This is a genomic window from Paracoccus sp. S1E-3 (assembly GCF_013868135.1).
Lineage (GTDB): Bacteria > Pseudomonadota > Alphaproteobacteria > Rhodobacterales > Rhodobacteraceae > Paracoccus.
Genome location: NZ_JACEMU010000004.1, coordinates 192,399 through 214,669, shown reverse-complemented (window position 1 = coordinate 214,669; position 22,271 = coordinate 192,399). Strand labels below are relative to the sequence as shown.

Annotated in this window: 24 protein-coding genes and 2 tRNA genes; 15 read left to right on the top strand and 11 right to left on the bottom strand. The window is 64.6% G+C overall.

Going from position 1 to position 22,271, the window contains the following annotated elements:
• Window positions 1-101: 101 nt before the first annotated feature.
• From H1S04_RS01085 to glpX, 3 genes are all read right to left on the bottom strand, one after another.
• Window positions 102-176, bottom strand: a tRNA-Glu gene (locus H1S04_RS01085).
• A gap of 105 nt (window positions 177-281) precedes the next feature.
• Window positions 282-2,021, bottom strand: coding sequence for a single-stranded-DNA-specific exonuclease RecJ (gene recJ / locus H1S04_RS01080; protein WP_181743716.1), 1,740 nt, complete (start codon window positions 2,019-2,021; stop codon window positions 282-284).
• A 173-nt stretch (window positions 2,022-2,194) separates the two neighbouring features.
• Window positions 2,195-3,160 carry a class II fructose-bisphosphatase gene (gene glpX, locus H1S04_RS01075; protein WP_181743715.1) on the bottom strand — a complete coding sequence of 322 codons (966 nt, stop codon included), beginning with the start codon at window positions 3,158-3,160 and terminating at the stop codon, window positions 2,195-2,197.
• 211 nt (window positions 3,161-3,371) lie between these two features.
• Between glpX and cysS the strand changes: the two genes are divergently transcribed.
• The 11 genes from cysS to H1S04_RS01020 all read left to right on the top strand — a co-directional run bounded on the left by cysS (window position 3,372) and on the right by H1S04_RS01020 (window position 13,603).
• Entirely contained in the window at window positions 3,372-4,736 is a 1,365-nt protein-coding gene (gene cysS, locus H1S04_RS01070) for a cysteine--tRNA ligase (protein ID WP_181743714.1), read from the top strand.
• Window positions 4,733-6,346, top strand: coding sequence for a citramalate synthase (gene cimA, locus H1S04_RS01065; RefSeq protein ID WP_181743713.1), 1,614 nt, complete (start codon window positions 4,733-4,735; stop codon window positions 6,344-6,346). Before cysS ends, cimA begins: the two co-directional genes overlap by 4 nt.
• Window positions 6,343-7,089, top strand: coding sequence for a squalene/phytoene synthase family protein (locus H1S04_RS01060; protein WP_181743712.1), 747 nt, complete (start codon window positions 6,343-6,345; stop codon window positions 7,087-7,089). The genes cimA and H1S04_RS01060 overlap by 4 nt, the downstream gene beginning before the upstream one ends.
• A gap of 118 nt (window positions 7,090-7,207) precedes the next feature.
• Window positions 7,208-8,254 (top strand): chemotaxis-specific protein-glutamate methyltransferase CheB, encoded by a 1,047-nt coding sequence (cheB, locus tag H1S04_RS01055; protein WP_220185062.1) that lies wholly within the window; start codon window positions 7,208-7,210, stop codon window positions 8,252-8,254.
• Window positions 8,254-8,769 (top strand): chemotaxis protein CheD, encoded by a 516-nt coding sequence (locus tag H1S04_RS01050; RefSeq protein ID WP_181745357.1) that lies wholly within the window; start codon window positions 8,254-8,256, stop codon window positions 8,767-8,769. The genes cheB and H1S04_RS01050 overlap by 1 nt, the downstream gene beginning before the upstream one ends.
• A gap of 165 nt (window positions 8,770-8,934) precedes the next feature.
• On the top strand, window positions 8,935-10,047 hold the full coding sequence (gene ribB, locus H1S04_RS01045) for a 3,4-dihydroxy-2-butanone-4-phosphate synthase (RefSeq protein ID WP_181743710.1): 1,113 nt from the start codon (window positions 8,935-8,937) through the stop codon (window positions 10,045-10,047).
• Between the two features lie 3 nt (window positions 10,048-10,050).
• Window positions 10,051-10,602: a 6,7-dimethyl-8-ribityllumazine synthase gene (locus H1S04_RS01040; RefSeq protein WP_181743709.1), complete on the top strand. Its 552-nt coding sequence runs from the start codon at window positions 10,051-10,053 to the stop codon at window positions 10,600-10,602.
• Complete coding sequence (nusB, locus tag H1S04_RS01035) at window positions 10,599-11,075, top strand: transcription antitermination factor NusB (protein WP_181743708.1); 477 nt, start codon at window positions 10,599-10,601, stop codon at window positions 11,073-11,075. Before H1S04_RS01040 ends, nusB begins: the two co-directional genes overlap by 4 nt.
• Window positions 11,076-11,161: 86 nt before the next feature.
• Window positions 11,162-11,488: a hypothetical protein gene (locus tag H1S04_RS01030; protein WP_181743707.1), complete on the top strand. Its 327-nt coding sequence runs from the start codon at window positions 11,162-11,164 to the stop codon at window positions 11,486-11,488.
• A 372-nt stretch (window positions 11,489-11,860) separates the two neighbouring features.
• Window positions 11,861-12,787 (top strand): YdiY family protein, encoded by a 927-nt coding sequence (locus H1S04_RS01025; protein WP_181743706.1) that lies wholly within the window; start codon window positions 11,861-11,863, stop codon window positions 12,785-12,787.
• A 360-nt stretch (window positions 12,788-13,147) separates the two neighbouring features.
• Window positions 13,148-13,603, top strand: coding sequence for an MmcB family DNA repair protein (locus tag H1S04_RS01020; protein ID WP_181743705.1), 456 nt, complete (start codon window positions 13,148-13,150; stop codon window positions 13,601-13,603).
• Between the two features lie 4 nt (window positions 13,604-13,607).
• Here H1S04_RS01020 and H1S04_RS01015 read toward each other — a convergent pair whose 3' ends face one another.
• On the bottom strand, window positions 13,608-13,832 hold the full coding sequence (locus H1S04_RS01015) for a DUF6324 family protein (protein ID WP_181743704.1): 225 nt from the start codon (window positions 13,830-13,832) through the stop codon (window positions 13,608-13,610).
• 94 nt (window positions 13,833-13,926) lie between these two features.
• Here H1S04_RS01015 and H1S04_RS01010 point away from each other — a divergent pair.
• From H1S04_RS01010 to H1S04_RS01000, 3 genes are all read left to right on the top strand, one after another.
• Window positions 13,927-14,003, top strand: a tRNA-His gene (locus H1S04_RS01010).
• A 116-nt stretch (window positions 14,004-14,119) separates the two neighbouring features.
• Window positions 14,120-14,515: a YqjD family protein gene (locus tag H1S04_RS01005; RefSeq protein ID WP_181743703.1), complete on the top strand. Its 396-nt coding sequence runs from the start codon at window positions 14,120-14,122 to the stop codon at window positions 14,513-14,515.
• Between the two features lie 4 nt (window positions 14,516-14,519).
• Window positions 14,520-15,197 carry a phage holin family protein gene (locus H1S04_RS01000; RefSeq protein WP_181743702.1) on the top strand — a complete coding sequence of 226 codons (678 nt, stop codon included), beginning with the start codon at window positions 14,520-14,522 and terminating at the stop codon, window positions 15,195-15,197.
• A gap of 40 nt (window positions 15,198-15,237) precedes the next feature.
• Here the strand turns inward: H1S04_RS01000 and H1S04_RS00995 are convergent, their stop codons facing one another.
• From H1S04_RS00995 to H1S04_RS00975, 5 genes are all read right to left on the bottom strand, one after another.
• Window positions 15,238-15,600, bottom strand: a complete 363-nt coding sequence (locus H1S04_RS00995) for a DUF1850 domain-containing protein (RefSeq protein WP_181743701.1) — start codon at window positions 15,598-15,600, stop codon at window positions 15,238-15,240.
• Window positions 15,597-17,681 carry a TRAP transporter permease gene (locus H1S04_RS00990; RefSeq protein WP_181743700.1) on the bottom strand — a complete coding sequence of 695 codons (2,085 nt, stop codon included), beginning with the start codon at window positions 17,679-17,681 and terminating at the stop codon, window positions 15,597-15,599. The genes H1S04_RS00995 and H1S04_RS00990 overlap by 4 nt, the downstream gene beginning before the upstream one ends.
• Window positions 17,682-17,738: 57 nt before the next feature.
• Window positions 17,739-18,695 carry a TAXI family TRAP transporter solute-binding subunit gene (locus tag H1S04_RS00985; protein ID WP_181743699.1) on the bottom strand — a complete coding sequence of 319 codons (957 nt, stop codon included), beginning with the start codon at window positions 18,693-18,695 and terminating at the stop codon, window positions 17,739-17,741.
• A 129-nt stretch (window positions 18,696-18,824) separates the two neighbouring features.
• A complete protein-coding gene (gene grxD, locus H1S04_RS00980; RefSeq protein WP_181743698.1) occupies window positions 18,825-19,187 on the bottom strand; it encodes a Grx4 family monothiol glutaredoxin in 363 nt (120 codons plus the stop codon).
• Between the two features lie 11 nt (window positions 19,188-19,198).
• On the bottom strand, window positions 19,199-19,441 hold the full coding sequence (locus tag H1S04_RS00975) for a BolA/IbaG family iron-sulfur metabolism protein (RefSeq protein ID WP_181743697.1): 243 nt from the start codon (window positions 19,439-19,441) through the stop codon (window positions 19,199-19,201).
• Between the two features lie 410 nt (window positions 19,442-19,851).
• On the opposite strand from H1S04_RS00975, the gene H1S04_RS00970 reads away from it, so the two are divergent.
• Window positions 19,852-20,406 (top strand): thioredoxin family protein, encoded by a 555-nt coding sequence (locus H1S04_RS00970; protein WP_181743696.1) that lies wholly within the window; start codon window positions 19,852-19,854, stop codon window positions 20,404-20,406.
• 22 nt (window positions 20,407-20,428) lie between these two features.
• On the opposite strand, the gene H1S04_RS00965 is transcribed toward H1S04_RS00970, so the two are convergent.
• Window positions 20,429-20,770 carry an arsenate reductase family protein gene (locus H1S04_RS00965; RefSeq protein WP_181743695.1) on the bottom strand — a complete coding sequence of 114 codons (342 nt, stop codon included), beginning with the start codon at window positions 20,768-20,770 and terminating at the stop codon, window positions 20,429-20,431.
• A 132-nt stretch (window positions 20,771-20,902) separates the two neighbouring features.
• On the bottom strand, window positions 20,903-22,186 hold the full coding sequence (locus tag H1S04_RS00960; protein WP_181743694.1) for a DUF3422 family protein: 1,284 nt from the start codon (window positions 22,184-22,186) through the stop codon (window positions 20,903-20,905).
• Between the last annotated feature and the right edge of the window lie 85 nt (window positions 22,187-22,271).

Here is a 22,271-nt window from a genome sequence, read left to right as displayed (position 1 = left end):
CGCATGAGAAACATGAAGATGGACGCATGAGAAACATGAAGATTGATTTCTAACGATTTTCCGAACCGGAAAATCTGTTGTGGCGTATCTCACGGGAAGGTTGGCAGCCCGTAGGGGAGTCGAACCCCTCTTTTCAGGTTGAAAACCTGACGTCCTAACCGATAGACGAACGGGCCATCCTTTGGCGCTTTTCAGCTTTCGCTGTCTGCGTGAGGCGGTGTTTAGGTCAGCCGCGAGAGGGCTGCAAGACGAAAAATCAACGTCGTTTAAAAAATTTTTCCTTACGCCTCGGCAACATCGTCCAGACGCAGGCGCACGCGGGCGCGACCACCCCAGTGGAACAATTCCAGCTTGCCGGCGACATGAAAACGCCGTCCCCGCGCGCCGATCAGGGCCGGCCCGAGCGTGCTGTCCATCGCCCCCCAGGCAACGGCCTCCAACGGCTTTTGCCCGGCGACCCTGAAGGCGGCGCGCAGGTGATTGTCGCCCATGGTGGCGGCGCTTTCCAGAATCAGGTCGGCAAAGGCGAAGCGCGGGGCAGGGGCGGCCTGCCCGAACGGACCTGCCGATTCGATCAGCGCCATCAGGTCCGGCGTGGCCGCTGTGGGCTCCATCAGACCGGAGATCCGCAGATCGCCCAGGCCGCTGCGTCCGGCCAGCTCCGGCGCGAGAATCTGTGCCAGACGCGTCATGGCGGCGGCGATTCCCGTCTCGGCCACGGTCAGCCCGGCAGCCATGCGGTGACCGCCGCCCTTTTCAATCAGCCCCTCCATCGCCAGTCGCTGCACCGCGCGGCCGAGATCGACGCCCGGCACAGACCGGGCCGAGCCCTTGCCGACGCCGTCCTCGATCCCGATGACCACCGAGGGCAGGCCGCTGCGTTCCTTCACCCGCGCCGCGACAATGCCCACGACGCCCGGATGCCAGCCCTCGCCCGCAGCCCAGGACAGCACGGCATCGCCGCGCGCCTCGACCTGCGCCAGGGCCTCCTCGCGCACGGCAGCCTCGATGGCGCGGCGGTCACGATTCAGTTGGTCCAGCTGTTCGGCCATGTTGCGCGCCTGAACGGGGTCGGTGGCCGACAGGCAGCGCGCGCCCAGATCGGCGCGTCCGATCCGGCCGCCGGCATTGACGCGCGGGCCGATCATGAAACCCAGGTGAAAGCTGGTGGGCGGGCTGTCCAGCCGCGCCACGTCGGACAGGGCGACCAGACCGGGACGCTCGCGCCGCGCCATGATGGCCAGACCCTGACGCACGAAAGCGCGGTTCACGCCGGTCAACGGCGCGACATCAGCAACAGTCGCAAGCGCCACCAGATCAAGCAGCGGCAGCAGCGGAGGCTCGCTCAACCCCTGCGCGCGCAGGACCCGGCCTGCCTGCACCAAGGTCAGAAAAACAACGCCGGCCGCACAGAGATGGCCGAGGCTGCCTTCCTCATCCATCCGGTTCGGATTTACCACGGCAAGCGCCGGCGGCAGGGTCTCGCCGCCCAGATGGTGATCCAGCACGATCACATCTGCGTCTTCGGCCGCGGCCAGTGCATCATGGGACAGGGTGCCGCAATCGACGCAGACAATCAGGTCATGGTCGCTTGCCAGCGCCGCCATGGCGGGGGCGTTCGGTCCGTAACCCTCGTCGATGCGGTCGGGGATATACAGCGTCGCGTCGCGTCCCTGGCGGCGCAGCCAATCCAGCAGAAGCGCCGCCGAAGCACCTCCATCCACATCATAATCGGCGAAAATGGCGATCCGTTCGCCGCCGGTTGCGGCGCGAACCAGCCGGTCTGCGGCAAGCGCCATGTCGCGCAGACTGAGCGGGTCGGGCAGCATTTCGCGCAGCGTCGGCGACAGGAATCCGGCGGCCTCGGGCGGGGAGATGCCGCGCTCGGCAAGGATCCGCGCCACCGGCAGCGGCAGATCGGCGGCTTGTGCCAAGGCTTCGGCCTGACGGGAAAGCTGATCTTCGGGGCCGACCCAGCGACGGCCGGTCAGAGAATTTTCAACGTTCAGGAATGCGCTCATGCCTCGCTTGATGCGCCATGTGCGGCGCAGTCGCAAGGGCGGGACGGCGGAGGGCTGTCCGCCCCGGCCCTGCGGACTCCCCCGAGGATATTTGCGCCAGAGTGAAAGGCTTTCACGCTGGTTGAAATATCCCCAGGGGTGAATGGCCGCAGGCCAGAGGGGCGCGGGGCCCCTCAGCGGATCGGGTTGCGATAGATCATCCGCCGGACCGAGCCGGTTTTCGACCGCATCAGGATGGTCTCGGTTTCCAGAAACTTCGGCTCGCGCTTCACGCCGCGCACGATCGAGCCGTTGGTCACCCCGGTCGCCGAGAAGATCACATCCGCCGTCACCATGTCGTCGCGCGAATAGATGCGGTCGAAATCGGTGATCCCGGCCTTGCGGGCGCGGGCTTTTTCATCCTCGTTGCGGAACAGAAGCCGGCCCCACATCTGGCCGCCCATGCATTTCAGCGCCGAGGCTGCCAGCACCCCCTCGGGCGCGCCGCCGGCGCCCATATACATGTCGATGCCGGTCAGTTCGGGTTCGGCGCAATGCATGACGCCGGCCACATCGCCATCGGTGATCAGCCGGATCGCGGCGCCGGTGGCGCGGACCTCGGCGATCAGGTCTTCGTGGCGGGGACGTTCGAGGATGCAGACGGTGATGTCGGAAGGCTTCACGCCCCCGGCTTTCGCCAGCGCCTCGACGCGCTCGGTCGGGGTCATGTCGAGGCTGACGACATCCTTTTCATAGCCCGGCCCGATGGCCAGCTTGTCCATGTAGACATCGGGCGCGTGCAGCAGCGTGCCGCGCGGGGCCATGGCGATCACGGTCAGGGCGTTGGGCATGTCCTTGGCGGTCAGCGTCGTCCCTTCCAGCGGGTCGAGCGCGATATCGACCTCGGGACCGTTGCCGGTGCCAACTTCCTCGCCGATGAACAGCATCGGGGCCTCGTCGCGCTCGCCCTCGCCGATCACCACGACGCCCTTGATGTCCAGCTTGTTCAGCTGGTCGCGCATGGCATTGACGGCGGCCTGATCGGCGGCCTTTTCGTCGCCGCGCCCGATCAGCGTGGCCGAGGCATGGGCGGCGGCTTCGGACACGCGGGCAAGGCCCAGCGAGAGCATGCGGTCGTTGAAATCCGTCTTGGACGACATGGGCATATCCTTTGAAATGGGTGTTGCGGCCTGCATAGGCGTGGCGGATGATGGCGGCAAGCCTGACGGCGCTAACGGTTCGCGCTTGGCAGCGCCGCGCCGATGGGCTAAGTCTGCGCCATGTTCGCAGGCCGCACCATCATCTGCATTATTCGCTGACGCATTCATGCGGGGCGAGGTGCGTGCTGCCGGATCCCCGCAAGGGGGACCCATGGTCGAAATCAGGCTGACCAATTCGCGCACCCGGAAGAAAGAGCCCTTCGCGCCGATCGACGCGGCGGACCTGCGGGTCTATGCCTGCGGGCCGACCGTCTATGACCGCGCCCATCTGGGCAATGCGCGCCCTGTCGTGGTCTTTGACGTGCTGTTCCGGTTGCTGCGGCAGGTTTATGGCGAAGATGCCGTGACTTACGTGCGGAACTTCACCGACGTGGACGACAAGATCAACGCCCGCGCCGCCGAGACCGGCCGCCCGATCCGCGACATCACCGAGGAAACCATCGGCTGGTATCACGACGACATGGATGCGCTCGGCGCGCTGCGGCCCACGCATGAGCCGCGCGCCACCGATTACATCGCCCAGATGATCGCCATGATCGAGGAGTTGATCGAAAAGGGTTTCGCATACGAGGCAGACGGGCATGTCCTGTTCGAGGTCCGCAAATTCCCCGATTACGGCCAGCTTTCGGGGCGTTCGCTGGACGACATGATCGCGGGCGCACGGGTCGAGGTCGCGCCCTATAAGCGCGATCCGATGGATTTCGTGCTGTGGAAACCCTCGGAAGGGGATCTGCCGGGCTGGAACTCGCCATGGGGCCGGGGCCGTCCGGGCTGGCATATCGAATGCTCGGCCATGTCGGCGGAACTGTTGGGCGACGTGTTCGACATCCATGCCGGCGGGATCGACCTCCAATTCCCGCATCATGAGAACGAGATCGCCCAAAGCCGTTGCGCCCATGGCACCAGGGTCATGGCGAACACCTGGCTGCATAACGAGATGGTGCAGGTCGAGGGGAAGAAGATGTCCAAGTCCCTGGGCAATTTCTTCACCGTGCGCGACCTGCTGGATCAGGGCATTCCGGGCGAGGTGATCCGCTTCGTCCTGCTGATGACCCATTACCGCAAGCCGATGGACTGGACGGCCGAGAAAGCCGCCGAGGCCGAGGCGACATTGCGCAAATGGCGCGCGCTGACGGACGGGGTCGAAGCCGACACGCCGTCGCCTGCGGTGATCGCGGCGCTGGCGGACGATCTGAACACGGCGGGGGCGATTGCCGCATTGCATGATTTGGCGCGGGCCGGCGATGCGGCGGGGCTGAAGGCCTCGGCGCAGATGATCGGGCTGTTGGGCGATGGGATGGGGGGATGGCTGGCCGAAGGGCCCGACCTGACGCCGCTTGCCGTGCGGTTTGCGGCGCTGCGCGAGGCGGCCAAGGCCAGCAAGGATTTCTCGGCCGTGGATGCGATGAAGCAGCAATTGCTGGCTGCCGGGATCGAGGTTCGCATGTCCGCCGCAGGTGTCGAGCTGATCCCGGGTCCGGGGTTCGATGCGGTGGCGGTGGAGGCAATGTCGTGACCGACCGCCTCTACCTTTACGACACCACGCTGCGCGACGGCCAGCAGACGCAGGGCGTGCAGTTCTCGGCCGCCGAGAAGGTTGAGATCGCGCGGATGCTCGACGCGTTGGGGGTTGATTATATCGAGGGCGGCTGGCCCGGTGCGAACCCCACCGACAGTGATTTCTTCGCGTCTGCGCCGAAGACGCGGGCGCGGCTGGCGGCCTTCGGGATGACCAAGCGGGCAGGGCGCTCGGCCGCGAATGACGATGTGCTGGCGGCGGTGCTGAATGCCGGGACGGGCGCGGTCTGTCTGGTCGGCAAGACCCATGATTTTCATGTCCACGCGGCGCTCGGCATCACGCTGGACGAAAACCGCGAGAATATCGCGGCTTCCCTCGCACATCTGGTCGCGCAGGACCGCGAGGCGATCTTCGATGCCGAACATTTCTTCGACGGCTGGAAGGCCAACCGCGATTATGCGCTCGCCTGCCTGATCGCGGCGCGCGATGCCGGCGCGCGCTGGATCGTGCTTTGCGACACCAATGGCGGCACGCTGCCCCATGAAATCGAAGCGATCACCACCGAGGTGATCGCCGCCGGCATCCCCGGAGCGCGACTGGGCATCCACACCCATGACGATACCGGCAATGCCGTCGCCGGCAGCCTCGCCGCGATCCGGGCCGGGGCGCGGCAGGTACAAGGGACGCTGAACGGGCTGGGAGAGCGCTGCGGCAATGCCAACCTGACCACGCTGATCGCGACGCTGGCGCTGAAGCCGGAATTCGCGCCTCTGGTCCCGCAGATCCGCCCGGATGCGTTGAAAACGCTGCTGAAAACCTCGCGCCGGCTGGATGAGATCCTGAACCGCGCGCCGGCGCCGAATGCGCCCTATGTCGGCGCCTCGGCCTTCGCCCACAAGGCGGGGCTTCATGCCAGCGCCATCGTCAAGAACCCGGCGACCTATGAACATGTCGCGCCGGACACGGTCGGCAATGCCCGCGTCATCCCGATGTCCAATCAGGCCGGGCAGTCGAACCTGCGTGCGCGTCTGCAGGAGGCCGGGCTGGAGATCGCCGAAAACGCCGATCTGGCCGCGATCCTCAGCGATGTGAAAGCGCGCGAGGATCAGGGCTATGCTTACGATGTCGCGCAGGCCAGCTTTGAACTGCTGGCGCGCCGCCATCTGGGCCAGTTGCCGCGCTTCTTCGATGTCGAACGCTACCGGGTCATCGTCGAACGCCGCCGCAACGCGCGGGGCGAGCAGATTTCGGTCTCGGAAGCGGTGGTGACGGTCCGCCTCCACGGCCAACGGGTCATGTCGGTCAGCGAATCCCATGGCGAGACGGACAGCGACGACCGCGGCCCGGTCAACGCATTGTGGCGCGCGCTCGGCAAGGATCTGGGCGCCTATCAGGCCAGCATCGACGATATGTGGCTGGTCGATTTCCGCGTCCGCATCACCCAGGGCGGCACCGAAGCCGTGACCCGCGTCACCATCGACAGCGAGGACGGGCAGGGCAACCGCTGGTCCACGGTCGGCGTGTCCGCGAACATCGTGGATGCCAGTTTCGAAGCCCTGCACGACGCCATCGTCTGGAAGCTGATCCGCGACGGGGCGACAGCGTGACCCCCGAACATTGCGCCGAACTGCTGCGCGAGGCCGATCCCGACCGCTTCGCCAGTGTCATGGCGGCAGAGCCGCGCGACCGGCCACGGCTGGCGACGCTTTACGCGGCCAATCTGGAGATCGCCCGCGCGGCGCTGGCGTCTGCCGAACCGCTGATTTCCCAGATGCGCCTGCAATGGTGGACCGATCAGATCGCCGCCATCGCCGCCGGTCGGCATCCGGCCACGCATGAGGTGCTGACACCGCTGGCGGCCGCCTGGGGGGCAGAGATTGCCCCTTTGGCCGATCTGGTCGAGGCGCGCGTGCGCGACGCGTTACGCGAGCCTTTCGAGACCCCGTCCGAGGTGATCACCCATATTGACGGTTGCACCGGCACCGTCATGCGACTGGCGGCTGCTGCCTGCGGATTTTCCGCGACCGAACTGGTGCGTGATCAGGCACGCGGTGCGGGGCTGGCAAGCTGGCTGGGCGCTTATCCGCAGTTGAGGGCGTTGAATCTGGGCCTGTTCAGCGATTCGCCGGACGGGCTCGCGGCGATCGCGCAAACGGGGATCGCCGCGCTCGATTCGGCTCGGGCGGCGGCAGGTTCCGTGCCCCGGCGGGCCGCGCCGGCGCTTTATGCGGGCGCGGGCGCGCGCCGGAAACTCGCGGCGGCAGCCCGGGGGGAGATCATCGAAATTCCCGGATTTTCCCGCAATCTATCCTATCTGGCGCTCTCCTTGCTGGGGCGTTGGCAGGGCTAGGACCGTCTTGGGGCTGCGTTAAACCTATATTCACGCCTCTCTGCCTATCTTGCGGCATGACCGGAAGGGAGTGGCAAATGATGTCAGGCACGGCTGGCCGCGCAGGGACGGTCTTTTGATGAAGCCGATTCGTGTGCTGGTCGTCGACGATTCCGCCACCATGCGCCGCCTGATCACGATGCGCCTGCGCAGCGACCTCCGTATCGAGGTTGTTGGCGAAGCCTCGGACGCCGCCGAGGCGCGGGCCGCCATCTCCAGCCTGTCGCCCGACGTGCTGACGCTGGATGTCGAAATGCCCGGCCAGTCGGGGCTGGATTTTCTGCGCGAATTGATGCGGCTGCGGCCGCTTCCGGTGGTCATGGTGTCCTCGGAAACGCAGAAGGGCAGCGCCGCCGCGATCGAGGCGCTGTGCCGGGGCGCGGTCGAATGCGTGGGCAAGCCCCGCATGGGCGAGGCGGCAAACGCCTTCGCCGATCTTCCCACGCTCGTGGTCGGGGCCTCGAGCGCGAATCTCCGCAAGCGCGGCCCGGCGCCAGCCGGACCGATCGCGATGCCCGCGCGGCCCTTCCGTTGGAACAACAAGATCGTGCTGATCGGTTCGTCGACCGGCGGGGTCGACGCGCTGGAAACCATCATTTCCGGGATGCCCGCGAATTGCCCGCCGATGCTGATCACCCAGCATATGCCAGCCAGTTTCCTCGCCAGCTTCGCGCAGCGGATGAACATGCGCTACGCACCGCATGTCGTCCTCGCCGAAAACAACGCGCCCATCGTTCAGGGCACGATCCAGTTGGCCCCCGGCGGTGATCACCATCTGGCGATGATGCCGGGGTTGCGACCGCGCGCGGCGCTGATCGCCTCGGAAAAGGTCAGCAGTCACCGGCCCTCTGTCGACGTGCTGTTCGACTCGGCGCTCGGCATGGCCGAGCGGATCGTCGCGGCGATCCTGACCGGGATGGGGGCCGACGGGGCGTTAGGGATGCTGAACCTGCGCCGCGCCGGTGCGACCTGCCTCGCCCAGGACGAGGCCAGTTCGGTCGTCTGGGGCATGCCGCGCATGGCCTGGTGCAATGGCGGGGCTGAGAAGCTGGTGCCGCTGAACGGCATGGCCGCCGAACTGCTCGCGGCCACCGAACGCGGCCTGCGCGGCAGCCGGACGCCATGATGCCGCGGCCGGCGGGCGAACGCATCCACGTCATCCAGGGCCAGTTCCGCGTCATGCGCGAGAGCGGCGACACCTGCCTGACCACCGTGCTGGGGTCCTGCGTCTCGGTCTGCCTGATCGACCCGCTGTTTCACGTCGGCGGCATGAACCACTTCCTGCTGCCCACCGGCAAGACCGGCGGCACCAATTCGGCCAGCTACGGCGTCAACGCAATGGAGCTGCTGATCAACGGCGTGATCCAGGCGGGCGGTCATCGCCGCCGTCTGCGCGCGCATATATTCGGCGGCGCGCGGATGATTGCGGGCCTCGGCAATATCGGCGAGAAGAACGCGGAATTTGCCCGCGATTTCCTCGCCCGCGAAGGCATCCGCATCGAAAGATGCTCGACAGGGGGCAACTCGGCGCGGCGGGTCACACTCTGGCCCGCGACCTGCCGCGTCGAGGAGGAGCTCATCGGCGACACCATTGTCGAGCGTCCGGGCGAATGGCCCGGAGGAAGTGCCGAACTGTTCTGATCGCCGCGTCCGCAATGTCGTGACGGGGAGGCCGGGCAACCGGCGCGAAACACCGCGTTCGCGTTGGGCGAACGCGGCGACGGTCCTGCAGCCATTGCAGGGACTTGCCCGGCCCGTCATAAACTTGTGCGTCCCGAATCGGGACGGACCAGGAAGGTGCAGCACATGCGATACGACAAGCCCGGACCCGTCGAACGGGACTGGTCCGATGCGATTTCCGGCATCGAGGAAATCATCGAGGACGCCCGCAACGGCCGGATGTTCGTTCTGGTCGACCACGAGGATCGCGAAAATGAAGGCGACCTGGTCATTCCGGCCCAGATGGCGACCCCCGACGCGATCAATTTCATGGCCACCTATGGCCGCGGTCTGATCTGCCTGGCGCTGCCGGGGCAGCGGATCGACGCGCTCGGGCTCAGCCTGATGTCGCCGAAGAACTCCAGCCGCCACGAAACCGCCTTCACCATGTCGATCGAGGCGCGCGAAGGCGTGACCACCGGCATTTCCGCCCATGACCGCGCTCGCACCATCTCGGTCGCCATCGATCCGACCAAGGGGGCGGCCGACATCGCCACACCGGGCCATGTCTTCCCCCTGCGCGCGCGCGATGGGGGCGTGCTGGTCCGTGCCGGCCATACCGAAGCCGCGGTCGACGTCTCGCGTCTGGCCGGGCTGAACCCCTCGGGCGTGATCTGCGAGATCATGAACGAAGACGGCACCATGGCGCGGCTGCCCGATCTGGTGGCCTTCGCCCAGAAGCACGGGCTGAAGATCGGCACCATCAGCGACCTGATCGCCTATCGCCGGCGCCATGACAACCTGATCGCCGAACGCGCGCAGCGCGCCGTTCACTCGGTCCATGGCGGCGACTGGATGATGCGGGTCTTCGCCGATGAGACCCATGGCGCGGAGCATATCGTGCTGTCGAAGGGCGATCTCTGCGCGCCGGGACCGGTGATGGTGCGGATGCACGCGCTCGATCCGCTGCATGACCTGCTCGGCATCGATCGCGCGGGGGACCTGCCCGCCGCCATGCGCATGATCGCCGAAGAAGGCCGCGGCGTCGTGGTGCTGATCCGCGACCTCAACAAGACCATTCCCGTCGAGGGCGAGGCCAGCCCGCATACGCTGCGGCAATATGGCCTGGGCGCGCAGATCCTGTCGACGCTCGGCCTGCACGAACTGATCCTGCTGACCAACTCGGCCCCGCTGAAGGTCGTGGGTCTGGATGCCTACGGGCTGTCCATCGCCGAAACCCGTCCCATCGCGAAGGAGTAACCCATGGCCGGAGTGTCGCATTACGAATTGCCCCTGCCGCGTTTCGACGTGGCGCCGCGGCTGCTGATCGTCGTCTCGCCCTATTACCGCGAGATCGCCGACGGGCTGATCGCGGGCGCGCGCGCCGTGGCCGAACAGGCCGGCGCGGTGGTCGATCAGATCGAGGTGCCGGGCGCGCTGGAAATTCCCACCGCCATCGGAATGGCTGCCGAGGGCGGCGACTATGATGGCTTCGTGGCGCTTGGCTGCGTGATCCGGGGCGAGACGACGCATTATGAGACCGTCTGCAACGACAGTTCCCGCGGGCTGATGCTGCTGGGTCTTGAAGGGCTGGCCATCGGCAACGGCATCCTGACCGTCGAGAACGAGGCGCAGGCCATCGTGCGCGCCGATCCGGCCGGGCAGAACAAGGGCGGCGGCGCGGCCGCAGCGGCCTTGCATCTGTTCGCATTGTCGCGCAAATACGCCGCCACCCGCCCGCAGCCCGCGCTCGACACCGAGGACCGCGATCCGATCCGGCTGGCGGGACGACTGGAAGGACCGACCGGCGCATGAGCAGCCAAGACCGACAGGATGAACGCCGCCAGCGCAGCACCGCGGCGCGCCTTTACGCCGTGCAGGCGTTGTTCCAGATGGAGGCCTCGGGCCAATCCGTCGAACGCGTGCAACGTGAATTCGAAGATTGGCGCATCGGCGTCGAGACCGAAGGCGATGCCTCGCCCGAAGCGGACGAGGCGCTGTTTGCGCGCATCCTGAATGATGCCGTGATGTGGCAGGCGCGGGTCGACCAGATGACCGACCGCGCCCTTGTCGCCCGCTGGCCCATCGACCGCATCGACCCCGTTCTGCGCGCGGTCTTCCGCGCCGCCGGTGCCGAACTGGTGGCCGGCAAGGCGCCGCCGCGTGTCGTCATCAGCCAGTATGTCGGCGTCGCCAATGCCTTCTTCACCGAGGGCGCCGAGACGAAATTCGTCAACGCGGTGCTGGACCACATGGCCCGCGAGGCCGCACCCGACGCGATGCGCTGACCGGCAGGGCCACTAGGCCCCGTCAAACCACTTTCCAAATGCGCCTCCGATGGCTAGATTTGATGGATCGGCATCGGAGACCGCGTATGCCCAAGCTCGTTCGCCTGTACATCGTCAATATCGCCATCGGCTTCCTGCTGGCGGTGATCTTCACGGGCGCGCTGATCGGCCTGAACGTGGCCAATCTGCGCCATCTGGTGACCTCGGTCAGCGGCGGTTGGGTCGCCGTGGCGATGCTGATCGCGTTCCACACCGTCCTGTTTGCCGGCGTCCAGTTCGCCATCGCCGTCATGCGCATGGCCGAGGATCCCGAAACGCCCGGCCCCGGTCGCCGGATTCGGGTATGGCGCCAGCCGGCACGGCTGCGCATGCCTGCGACAACCCGCCACGGGGCGGCGGATCGGGCGCCCTAGCTGCTTCCCACTTCGCAGCAGCATTTCGGGCGGGAATAATTCCGCGGAATGGTGTGACATTGATGCAACGACCGCATCACAATTTGACCCTGTCTGTTACAGTTTCGTAACCTGATTTCGAGCCTCTGTGATCCCGCGTGAACGGGGTTCGGCAACGCAATAGTTAACGCAAACGACTGATTTGAAACCTTTTTTCCCCCAGAATACTAACTAAAAGGATAGGTTTAGTTATGAGTTCCATCCCGAATTCTCACATTTTTGCGAGGCATTTGATCTGTCCCGGTGCATGGAAACCTCGGCCCTAGGGGGGTAGTTGACGGGACAGGAATGACGGGACCCAACCTCCGTCATGCAGAAAATGAGGATGAACCCATGAAAGCAGTTGCTCTTCTCGCTGGTGCTTCCGCGATCGCCGCGGCGCTGTCGGCCCCGGCTTTTGCGCAAACCGAAATCGCTGCCGGAGCCAACGTGTCCGGCGTTTCGGAAGTGAACGACCGCATCGACGACGTGCAGGAAGCAGTTGAAGACGATTTCGCCCGTTCGAACGACGCAGACCGTTTTGGTCCGCAAGATCGTCGTCAGGGCCTGTTCGGCGGCGTGGCGCTGACCTATGCCGGCTCGTCCGGGAATGACGAAAGCCAGGACTTCGCACTGGCCGGTCGCATGTCCTATAACCAAGGCCCGTTCGCACAGTCGGTCGGCCTCGGCATCGAGTTCGGTGAAGACGATGATGGCGACAAAGACAAAGAAGAAGTCTACGCGATCTATGACGCGCAATACTACTTCAACGATCGCTTCTATGCCTTCGCTCTGGGTCGTATCAACCAGGACGGCATGGTTCAGGAAGACCTGGACGACATGGAAGACGGCCTGCTGACCCAGGACGAGATCGACGACCTGGAAGGCAAAAAGAAACGTGACGCGTTCCTGGGCTTCGGTCCTGGTTACCGCATCATCAGCACCCCGGACACCGCATGGCGCGTCCAGGCTGGTGTGGGTATCCGCTACACCCAGCAAGTCGATTTCAACGAAAACGACAACCTGCGTTCGGAAACCGAAACCGGTTACATCGCGTCGTCGCGGTTCTACCACCGCTTCAACGACATGATCTTCCTGACCAACGACACCGACTATCTGACCTCGGATTCGGCTGGCGACGAGATCACCAACGAACTTGGCGTCAACTTCAAGATGTCGGACCAGCTGGCGACCCGCATCTCGTACTCGACCGAATATCAGGAAGAGCGCGCGATCCGCACCGACAACACCCTGGGTGTTTCGCTGGTTTACGGGTTCTAATCCATCCCCGATGTCTCTCGGGGGAAGGGGCGGCCTTCGGGTCGCCCCTTTTTCGTATCTGATGCAGGCATGAAAAAAGCCGCCCCCGAAGGGACGGCTTTGTGGCGAGAACCGCAGCGACCGTGGGGCGCAGGTTTTCCCGAAAGCCTGGAGTACCAGGTGGGCACCGGGTAACGTAACCAGGGTCACGACAGAGCCAGTTCCCATCGAGAAATTATAGGCCAGTGGAAAAAGTGGCCCACACGCGAGGAGCAGAAACCCGCCGGATCCCAAAAATAGGCGCGGGACGGTCCGCTTTCAAGGGCGTATGTGGGGGCAGGGGGCTTGCGGTTTGTTTCCTGTTTGTTCATGTTGTGCCGCATGACCTCGGACCCTTTTCTGCCCGATCAGCCAGGATTTCGCCTCGCCCGCGGGGTGGCGCGGATGCTGCGCAGTTTCGACCACGCGGTCCTGTGCGAATTCGTCCCGGCGCGCGGGCTGCGCGTCGACGTGATCTCGATCTCGCCCGCGGGTGAGATCTGGATCGTCGAATGCAAAAGCTGCCGGACCGATTTCATCAGCGACCGGAAGTGGCAATCCTATCTGGAATGGAGCGATCGTTTCTTCTGGGCGGTCGACGGTGATTTCCCCGACGAACTGCTGCCGCCGGACACCGGCCTGATCCGCGCCGACGCTTATGGCGCCGAGATCCTGCGCGAATCACCGCTGACGAAAGTGGCCGGGGCGCGACGTAGCCGGCTGATGCGGGACATCGCGCGCGTCGCCTCGATTCGCCTGCAGGCGCTGACCGACCCGCTGGGGGCCGGCCCGCTGTGACCGTTCAGCGGCGGGGCTTGCCCTTGCCTTTTTTGCCGGCCGACGCGCCAAGGCTGCGCGCGGCCTCGACGGCCGCCAGCAGTTCCTCGGCGATTTCGGTGGCCTCCTCGGGGTCGAAGTCCAGCGGCAGGTCGATGCCATCCCCCTCGACATAGATGCGCACCATCCCCTGATCCGTCGGACCGATCTGAAGATTGGCCGAAATGTCGCTTTCGCTGTTGATACCCATGATCTTTCCTTTTCTTTTGTCCTAGCGCGCCCGCAAATTTGCGACAAGTCCGGCCTTGCATCCCTGTGCGGGTGGCGCTACATCACCGCCACGTGCCGCCTTAGCTCAGTTGGTTAGAGCGCTGGATTGTGGATCCAGAGGTCCCCCGTTCGAGCCGGGGAGGCGGTACCATCCCCCAATCGCCGCTGCACATCGATTTTTTACGTTTATCAGTGCAGCTGGCGGAACGCGACCGCCTGCGCAGGCGTTCTTCTGCTGAGATCGACAAATGCAGAAGGAGAGCCGTGATGGCCAATAAAGAATATACCGCTGACGATCTGAAATCTGATCTGCAGGATGCCGCAGAGGATGCGCGCGGTGCGGCACGCCGTGCCGTTGATCGCGCCAGCGAGAAAGAGCAGGAATTGGCCGGGAAGGTGCAGGACCTCGCCGATAACGCCCGGCAGAAAGCGGTCGCCGCCGCCGATTCGGCACGCGATCTGGGCCGTGAATACGCGGGCATCGCACGCGAGGAAGCCGGGCGGCTGTATCGCGAGGGCGAACGCCAGCTGAAACAGGCCGGCCACGCAGCCGAGGGCTATTATGACGACGTCTCGGACATGGTGCGCCGCAATCCGGCGCAGGCGCTTGGCATTGCTGCGGGCGTGGGCTTTCTGGTCGGGCTGATCCTGGCGCGCCGCTGATCCGATGTTCGACTATGTCAACAGGTTGCAACTGGCGCTTGGCGACAAGGCACGGCGGACCTCGCTGAAACTCGGCGCGGCGGTGGCCGCGCTGATCGGCTTGGGCTTTCTTATCGCCGCTGTCTGGAGCCTGCTGGCCTGGAACCTCGAACTCGGACCGACAGTGGCCTCGCTGATCGTCGGGGGTGTGTTCGTCCTGGTGGGGCTTGTGATCTGGTCGCAATCCGGCTCGGAGCGCCACCGGATGCCCACTGGCGACGAGTTGAAGACCGAGGTCGAAATGCGCCTGCAAGGCGCGGCGGACGCGGCCATCAACAAGGTGAAGTCGACCGCCACCGAGGCGGTGGACAACGCGCAGGCCCATGTCGCCGCGTTCTTTGGCGGCGCCCCGGACAAGGCCCGCGATCTTGTCAAGACGGCCGGGTCGGGTGTTGGGGCGATGGCCAGCAATGCGGTGAAGGGCGCTGCCAGCAAGGCCGGCCTCGGCAATGACGAACTGAACGAGGTGAAGGCCAAGGTCGAACGCGCTGCCCCCGGCATCGGTTTGGTAGGCGCCTTTGCCGTCGGCATGGCCATTGCCAATGCACTGGCATCGCGGCGCAGCGAGGATGACCTCTATTTCGACGAGGATGACGATCTCTACCTCGACGAGGACGAGGATGACTGGCGCACCCGCCGCTGATCCCCATCACTGAAAAATCCGCCGTAACCGGCGGATTTTTTTACTGGCTCAGACAGGGGCGCAGGACGATCGGTTTGCCGGGCGTTGCGCCCAATTCGCGGCAGTCGGCGCCATCACAGATCCGCCACGCCGATGGCGTGGCACCCGATGCCGCCAGAACCAGTTCCGGCTGCGGCGGCAGATTGGGGCGCCAGACCCACCATCCATCCACCAGTGCGGCATTCGGCCCCGGCTCCATCCCCGCGCCTGAGCCTTTGACCGCGGCCCGCAGCACCCGCATTCCGTCCTGATTGACGATCCATTCCTCACGCCAGGCGGTCTTCTCGATCGAATGGGTCCATTCCAGCGTGAAGCGATCGCCCGAAAGGGTCAGGGCAACCGCGCCGATCAGCAGGCAACTCATGCCTGACGCCTTCCTCTCCACAGAATGAAGGCGAAAAGCGCGGACAGCGCAAAGCCGATTTCGTCGGTCATGGGCAGCGCCGCGATCAGGGTGAAGGCGGCGACCATCGCCAATACGCGTTCCCACCACTGCAGGCGGCGGCCCAACCACCCGACCACGGCCGCCCCCCAGAGCCCGATGCACAGCACGCATTTCACGACGATGTAGACGACCGCCAGCGGGAAGCCCATGGCCTCGGTCAGCGGGCCGCCGGGCTGCAGCATCAGGGCAGGGGTATAGACCGCCATATAGGGAATGACGAAACCGGCCGCCGCGACCTTGATTGCTTCGAGGCTGATCTTGAAGCCCGACTCGCGCGCGATGGGGGCAGCCGCAAAGCATGCAAGCGCCACCGGCGGCGTCAGATCGGCGAGGATGCCGAAATAGAAGACGAACATGTGGCTGACGATCAGCGGCACGCCCAGCTCCAGCAGGGCCGGCGCGGCAATCGAGGAGGTGATGATGTAGTTCGGGATGGTCGGGATGCCCATGCCCAGCACGATACAGGTGATCATCGTCAGGATCAGTGACAGCAGCAACGAGTTCTCGCCGACGCTGACGATGAAAATTCCGAAGGTGTTGGCGGCGCCGGTCAGGGTCATGGTGCCGATGATGACGCCCACCAGCGCGCAGGCGATGCCGACGGGCAGGGCGGTCTTGGCGCCCTCGGCCAGGCTGTCGATGACCTGCGCGATGGTCTGGCGGCCGCCATTGGTGAACGCGCTGAGGACCAGCAGCGCCGCCACAACCAGCCAGAGCATTGTCTCCATCCGGTTTTGCAGCATATAGCCGACCAGCAGACCCAGGCCGATCCAGAACACCACGCGGATCACCGGCGATGGCAGCCCCAGCATCAGCGAGGCCCCGAGGATCAGCATGATCGTCAGCGCCAGTCCCACCGCACCCGCGTAAAGCGGCGTGAAGCCGGAAAACAGCAGGAAGACCAGCACGGCCAGCGGCAGGATCAGGTACCAACCTTCCCGCAACGCCTTGCGGGCGGAGGGCAGGTCCTTTCTGTCCATCCCGCGCAGATTGCGCCGGCCGGCCTCAAGATGGACCATCCAGAAGGCGGAGGCGAAATAGAGGATCGCCGGGATGATCGCGGCACGGACGATCTCGACATAGGCCACGCCCAGGGTTTCGGCCATGATGAAGGCCACGGCCCCCATCACCGGCGGCATGATCTGCCCACCCATCGAGGCCGTCGCCTCCACCCCGCCGGCGAAGGCCGGCCGATAGCCGAAGCGTTTCATCAGCGGGATGGTGAATTGTCCGGTCGTGACCACATTGGCCACGCCCGACCCCGAAATCGTGCCCATCAGACCAGAGGACACGACAGCCACCTTGGCCGCCCCGCCCATCCTGTGCCCGACCAGCCCCAGCGAGACATCGGTGAACAGCTTGATCATCCCGGCCTTTTCCAGGAAGGATCCGAACAGGATGAACAGGAAGATATAGGTGGCGCTGACATAAAGCGGCGTGCCGTAGATGCCCTCGGTTCCGAAGGCCATCTGTTCGACAACCTGTTCCAGCGAATAGCCACGCGTCTGCATGGCGCCGGGAAAATACTCGCCAAACAGCGCATAGAGCAGAAAAAGGCCGGCCACCACGGGCAGGGCAGGGCCCATCACCACCCAGGCGGCGGCGAAGACCGCCACAATGGTCAGGATGCCGATGATGGTATCGACCCCGTTGATGTCGCCCGCGCGCATCATCAGCGGCACATATTCGACCCATTGATAGGCCGCGATCACCACCCCCAGAAGGCCCATACCCCAGGCGACGAGCTGCACGGGCTTCGAATAATGGCGCAGCAGCGCCAGCAGCGGAAAGCCCAGCAGCAGCAGAAAACCAAGGTGAATGGCGCGTTGAACCTGACTGTTCAGGCCGATCAGATGCGCCGAGATGGCGATCTGATACAGTGAAAAGGCCACCGCGATCCAGAACAGCAGGCGCCCCTGCAGACTGGGCGGAAAGCTTTCGGCGAGGGGATCGTGCAGGCCAAGATCGGCCTGATCGGCCGGGGGAAGGGCGTCTGTCATGTCGGGGCTTTCGGCAAATTGGAAAGGGCCGGGACGCGAACGCCTCGGCCCGGCAGATCATTCGGCCTTCACGCCGACTTCGTCATAATATTTCTGCGCCCCCGGATGGACGGGCACCGGCATCCCCAGCAGCGCCTTCTGAACGTCTATGTCATTGGCGGCGGCATGGGCGGCCTTCATCTCGTCGAGGTTTTCGAACATCGACTTGGTCATCGCATAGGCCACGTCATCGCTGACCGCATCCGAACTGATAAGATAGTTGATCACCGCAACGGTGGGTACGGTTTCGGCCTGACCCTCGTAAGTGCCGGCCGGGATTTCGCCCGCGATATAGGGCGCGCCCAGCTTCTCGGTGACCTCGGCCGGAACCGACACGACGGTGATCGGGATCGAGGTCGACAGGTCCTTCAACGAGGCGACGCCGAGGCCCGCCGATTGCAGCGTGGCATCGATCTGGCGGTTCTTCATCAGCTCGACCGATTCCGCGAAGGGCAGATACTCGACCTTGCCGAGATCGTCATAGCTCATCCCGGCCGCTTCCAGGATCGCGCGGGCGTTCAGCTCGGTCCCTGATTTCGGCGCGCCGACCGAGACGGACTTGCCCTTCAGGTCCGCCAGGGTCTTGATGCCGGAATCGGCGCTGGCAACGATCTGGATATAGTTCGGATAGATCGCGGCAATCCCGCGCAGCTTGTCCAGCGGGGCAGGGAAGCCGGCATCGGCATTGCCCTCGGCCGCCATTTTCACCGAATCGCCCAGCGAAAAGCCGATCTCGCCCTTGCCCTGCTGCAGCAGGTTCAGGTTCTCGACGCTGGCCTTGGTGGACTGGACCTGCACCTTCGCATCCGGCAGCGCCTGCGTATAGATTTTCGACAGCGCCACGCCCATCGGGTAGTAGACGCCCGAGGTGCCACCGGTCAGCACGTTGATGAATTCGGCGGCATTGGCACCCAGCGGCGCCGCCAAGGCCGACAGGCCAAGTGCGGCTGCGGCCAGACGATTGCGAATGGTCATATTCTTCCTCCCACGGATATTGTTTTTGACTGGGGCAGGTTAGGGAGGAAATGCCGCCGCGTCAAAAGGAAAGCCCCGCCTGGGGGCGGGGCTTTCGTGAAGATCAGCTGCGGCTTTTCTGGTGCCCAATCAGGCGTTTGCGGCACGGATCTTTTCAGCCGCATCCTTGTTGTAGGTGATATCCTTCTGGTCGAACAGCTGGTCCAGTTCGCCCGAGAGGGTCATTTCGGTAACGATATCGCAGCCACCGATGAACTCGCCCTTGACGTAAAGCTGGGGAATGGTCGGCCAGTCGGAATATTCCTTGATGCCCTGGCGCACAGCCTCATCGGCCAGCACGTTCACATCGCGGTAAGCGACACCCATGTAGTTCAGCACCCCGGCAACGCGGCTGGAAAACCCGCATTGCGGCATTTCCTTGGTGCCTTTCATGAACAGGACGACATCGTTCTCGTCCAGCGTCTGTTGAATCTGCGCGCGCGCATCGGTCATCGGAGGGGTCCTCAATCGGGGGCTTTGGTGGTCAGGGCAAGGGCGTGCAACTGCCCGTTCGGGCCGTCCATCCTGCCGTCGAGCGCCGCATAGACGGCGCGTTGCTGCTGGACACGGTTCAGGCCACGAAAGGATTCGTCGATGACTTCGGCAGCGAAATGATTACCGTCGCCGGCAAGGTCGGTGATCTCGATCTGTGCGTCGGGGAACGCAGCGCGGATCAGGGCTTCAATGTCGTGGGCTTCCATGGCCATGCGGCTATCCTTTGGCTTTCTGAAAAGATGTAGGGGATGGGCGGACCGCTCGCAAGGGCGCGCAGTCGTTTGAGGCCGCATCAGCCGACGCGCCGTGACGTGCTCGATCCGCCCAAATTGCCTGCGCCACCATCGCGATCAGCATCTCATCGTCAGGCTGACTGTTCGGAGTGATGACCGGTGGAAAAGGGCGAAGGACATCGACCGACGTTACGGCGCGGCGGAGGGGAAGCCTTACCAATTCGACGGGTTCACAGGCCCATGGGGCAGCATGCGTAATATCAATAATCGGTATTATGTAACTACAATCTTAAAATCCGCGAGGCGGTCTGAGTGCTATCGCTGGTCGAGACCTTGCGGTCGCAGCGCCGCCATCCTTTATTACGCCAGACCGTGAATGCGAGGATAAGATGGCCGTTTCAACACCGGTATGCGATTTCGATGCGCCGATCGTGGATTTCGTGCTGCCGGATCCTGATGGGCAATTCTACCGGCTGGATGACCTGCGGGGTCCGAACGGCACGCTGGTCATGTTCATCTGCAATCACTGCCCATATGTTCAGGCCGTAATCGACCGGATCACCCGTGACGCGGCCGAGCTGCGGCGTGATCATGGCGTCGGCGTCGTTGCCATCTCGGCCAATGATGTCGCCACTTATCCGCAGGACGCGCCGGAATTCATGAAGGCCGAGGCCACGAAACATGGCTTCGATTTCCCGTATCTTTATGACGCATCGCAGGATGTGGCGCGGGCATATGGCGCGGAATGCACGCCGGATTTCTTCGGCTACAATGCCGCGGGCAAGCTGCAATACCGTGGCCGACTGGATGCTTCGGGGCGCCAGGCCGGCCCCGGCAATGCCCGGCGCGAACTGTTCGAGGCGATGGTGCAGATCGCACAGACAGGTCTTGGCCCGCGCGATCAGGTCGCCTCGATGGGCTGCTCGATCAAGTGGAAGGACTAGATGCGCCTCGCGCCCCGAATGGCTATTCGGCGCCGAGCGCACGTTTCACATTCGCTGTCCATCCCAGAAAATACTGACCGTCAAGGTCGATGGCCGGGCGTTTCATCAGCGCAGGCTTCGCGGCCAGCATCTCGACCGGCGGCAAGGCGCGCTCCTCCTCGGACATGCCGCGCCAGGTCAGGCTGGCACGATTGACCAGCTTCTCGCCGAAATGGTCCAGCATATCCTGCCACTCCGCCGGGCTGAGAGGGTCTGCCTTCACATCGCGGAAATCAATCCGCCAGCCGGCACCTTCCAGCGCCGCACGGGCCTTCTGCACCGTCGAGCAATAGTCGAGGCCGTATATCTTCAGCGCTTTCGTCATGGCGATCAGATGAACGGAACCAGCGGGACCCCGCAAGCGGACAGGGCCAGAACAGCGGCAAGGGCGAGTAGGACTTTCATTGGATTCTCCATGTTTGGGGGCGTTATCGCCGCCCTGCCCCGACCCGTCCAGTCACGAATGATGGATCGCCGCTTTCAGCCGCCGCAAACCCAGCCAGACCAGCCCGACAACGACAGGTGTCGCCAGCGCCATCAGCACGGTCTTGTCGATACCGGCCGATTTCGCCAGCGGCGCCGACATATAGCCCAGCAGCCCGACGGCATAATAGCTGATGGCCACCACCGACAGTCCCTCGACCGTGTGCTGCAGGCGCAGTTGCAGCTCGGCCCGGTGGTCCATGCTTTCCAGCAATTGCTGATTCTGGGCGCTGCGCTCGACCTCGATGCGGGTGCGCAGCAACTCTCCCGCGCGGCCGGTGCGTTCCAGCATCTGGTTCAGCCGCGCCTCGGTCGATTTCACGGTCCGCATCGCCGGATCATAACGCCGCGTCAGAAATTCACCGAGTAACTGCCTGTCCTTGAAGCGTTCTTCGCGCAGCGCGCGTACGCGATCCATGGCGATCGCCTCATATGCGCGGGTGGCGCCAAAGCGGAAAACGCTTTGCGTGGCCAGCGATTCCAGTTGCGCGGCCACCGAGAGCAGTCGATGCAGCGTGGTTTCGGCGGGACCGTTTTCCATGTCTCCGGTCATGGCGGCCAGTTCGGGTTCCAGCGCGTTCAGCCGCTCGGACAGCATTCGCGCGCGTTCCAGGCCCAGCATGGACATGGCGCGATAGGTCTCGATCTCGCACAGGCGCTGGATGATGCGCCCGGTGCGCCCCGACCCCAGATCCGGGCGGACGAAGACGGCGAAGCGCATCCAACCATCCGGGTCGATACGGAAGTCCGAGGCGACAAGCGCCGATTTGTCTAGCACCCAGAAGGTCGCGAGGCTGTCGACACTGAACCAGTCGGCCAGTTCGCGCTCGATCCCCGACTGGTCTTCGGGCATCTGCTCGACCCGCACCATGACGGCGGTGACACGGCGCCCCGGCGCCCTGGCCTGCCAGTCGGCGGCGAAGATGGCCGCGGCGCTCGGGTCGAAGGGCCGCGCCGGCAGCCCTTCAGCGATGGCGGTATAGCTGACGAACTCGGTATGGCTTTCCCATGTCACGTCATAGCGGCCGAGACGGGCGGCATAATGGCTCGTCTCCTCGTCGGGTTTGGGCGCACCGTGGCGATGTGCCAACTGCGCGAGATGGGCGACGTCAAGGCTGCGGTCGCGGGCGGCGGCCTCGCGCGGTTCCTTGAAGGCCAGATAGACGGCATGGCACGGCGCCCGCACCCGTGGCGATGGCCGGGCGTGCAGTTCGTTCACCAATGTGGTGCGCAATGGGTGGTCAAGATTGCGATCCATTCCGGCAGGTTAGCCGGGCCGCTGCGATCCACAAAGCGGGACGTAAGGATGGGCTGCTCAAGCCCTCGTGAAGCGTGGCCGCATT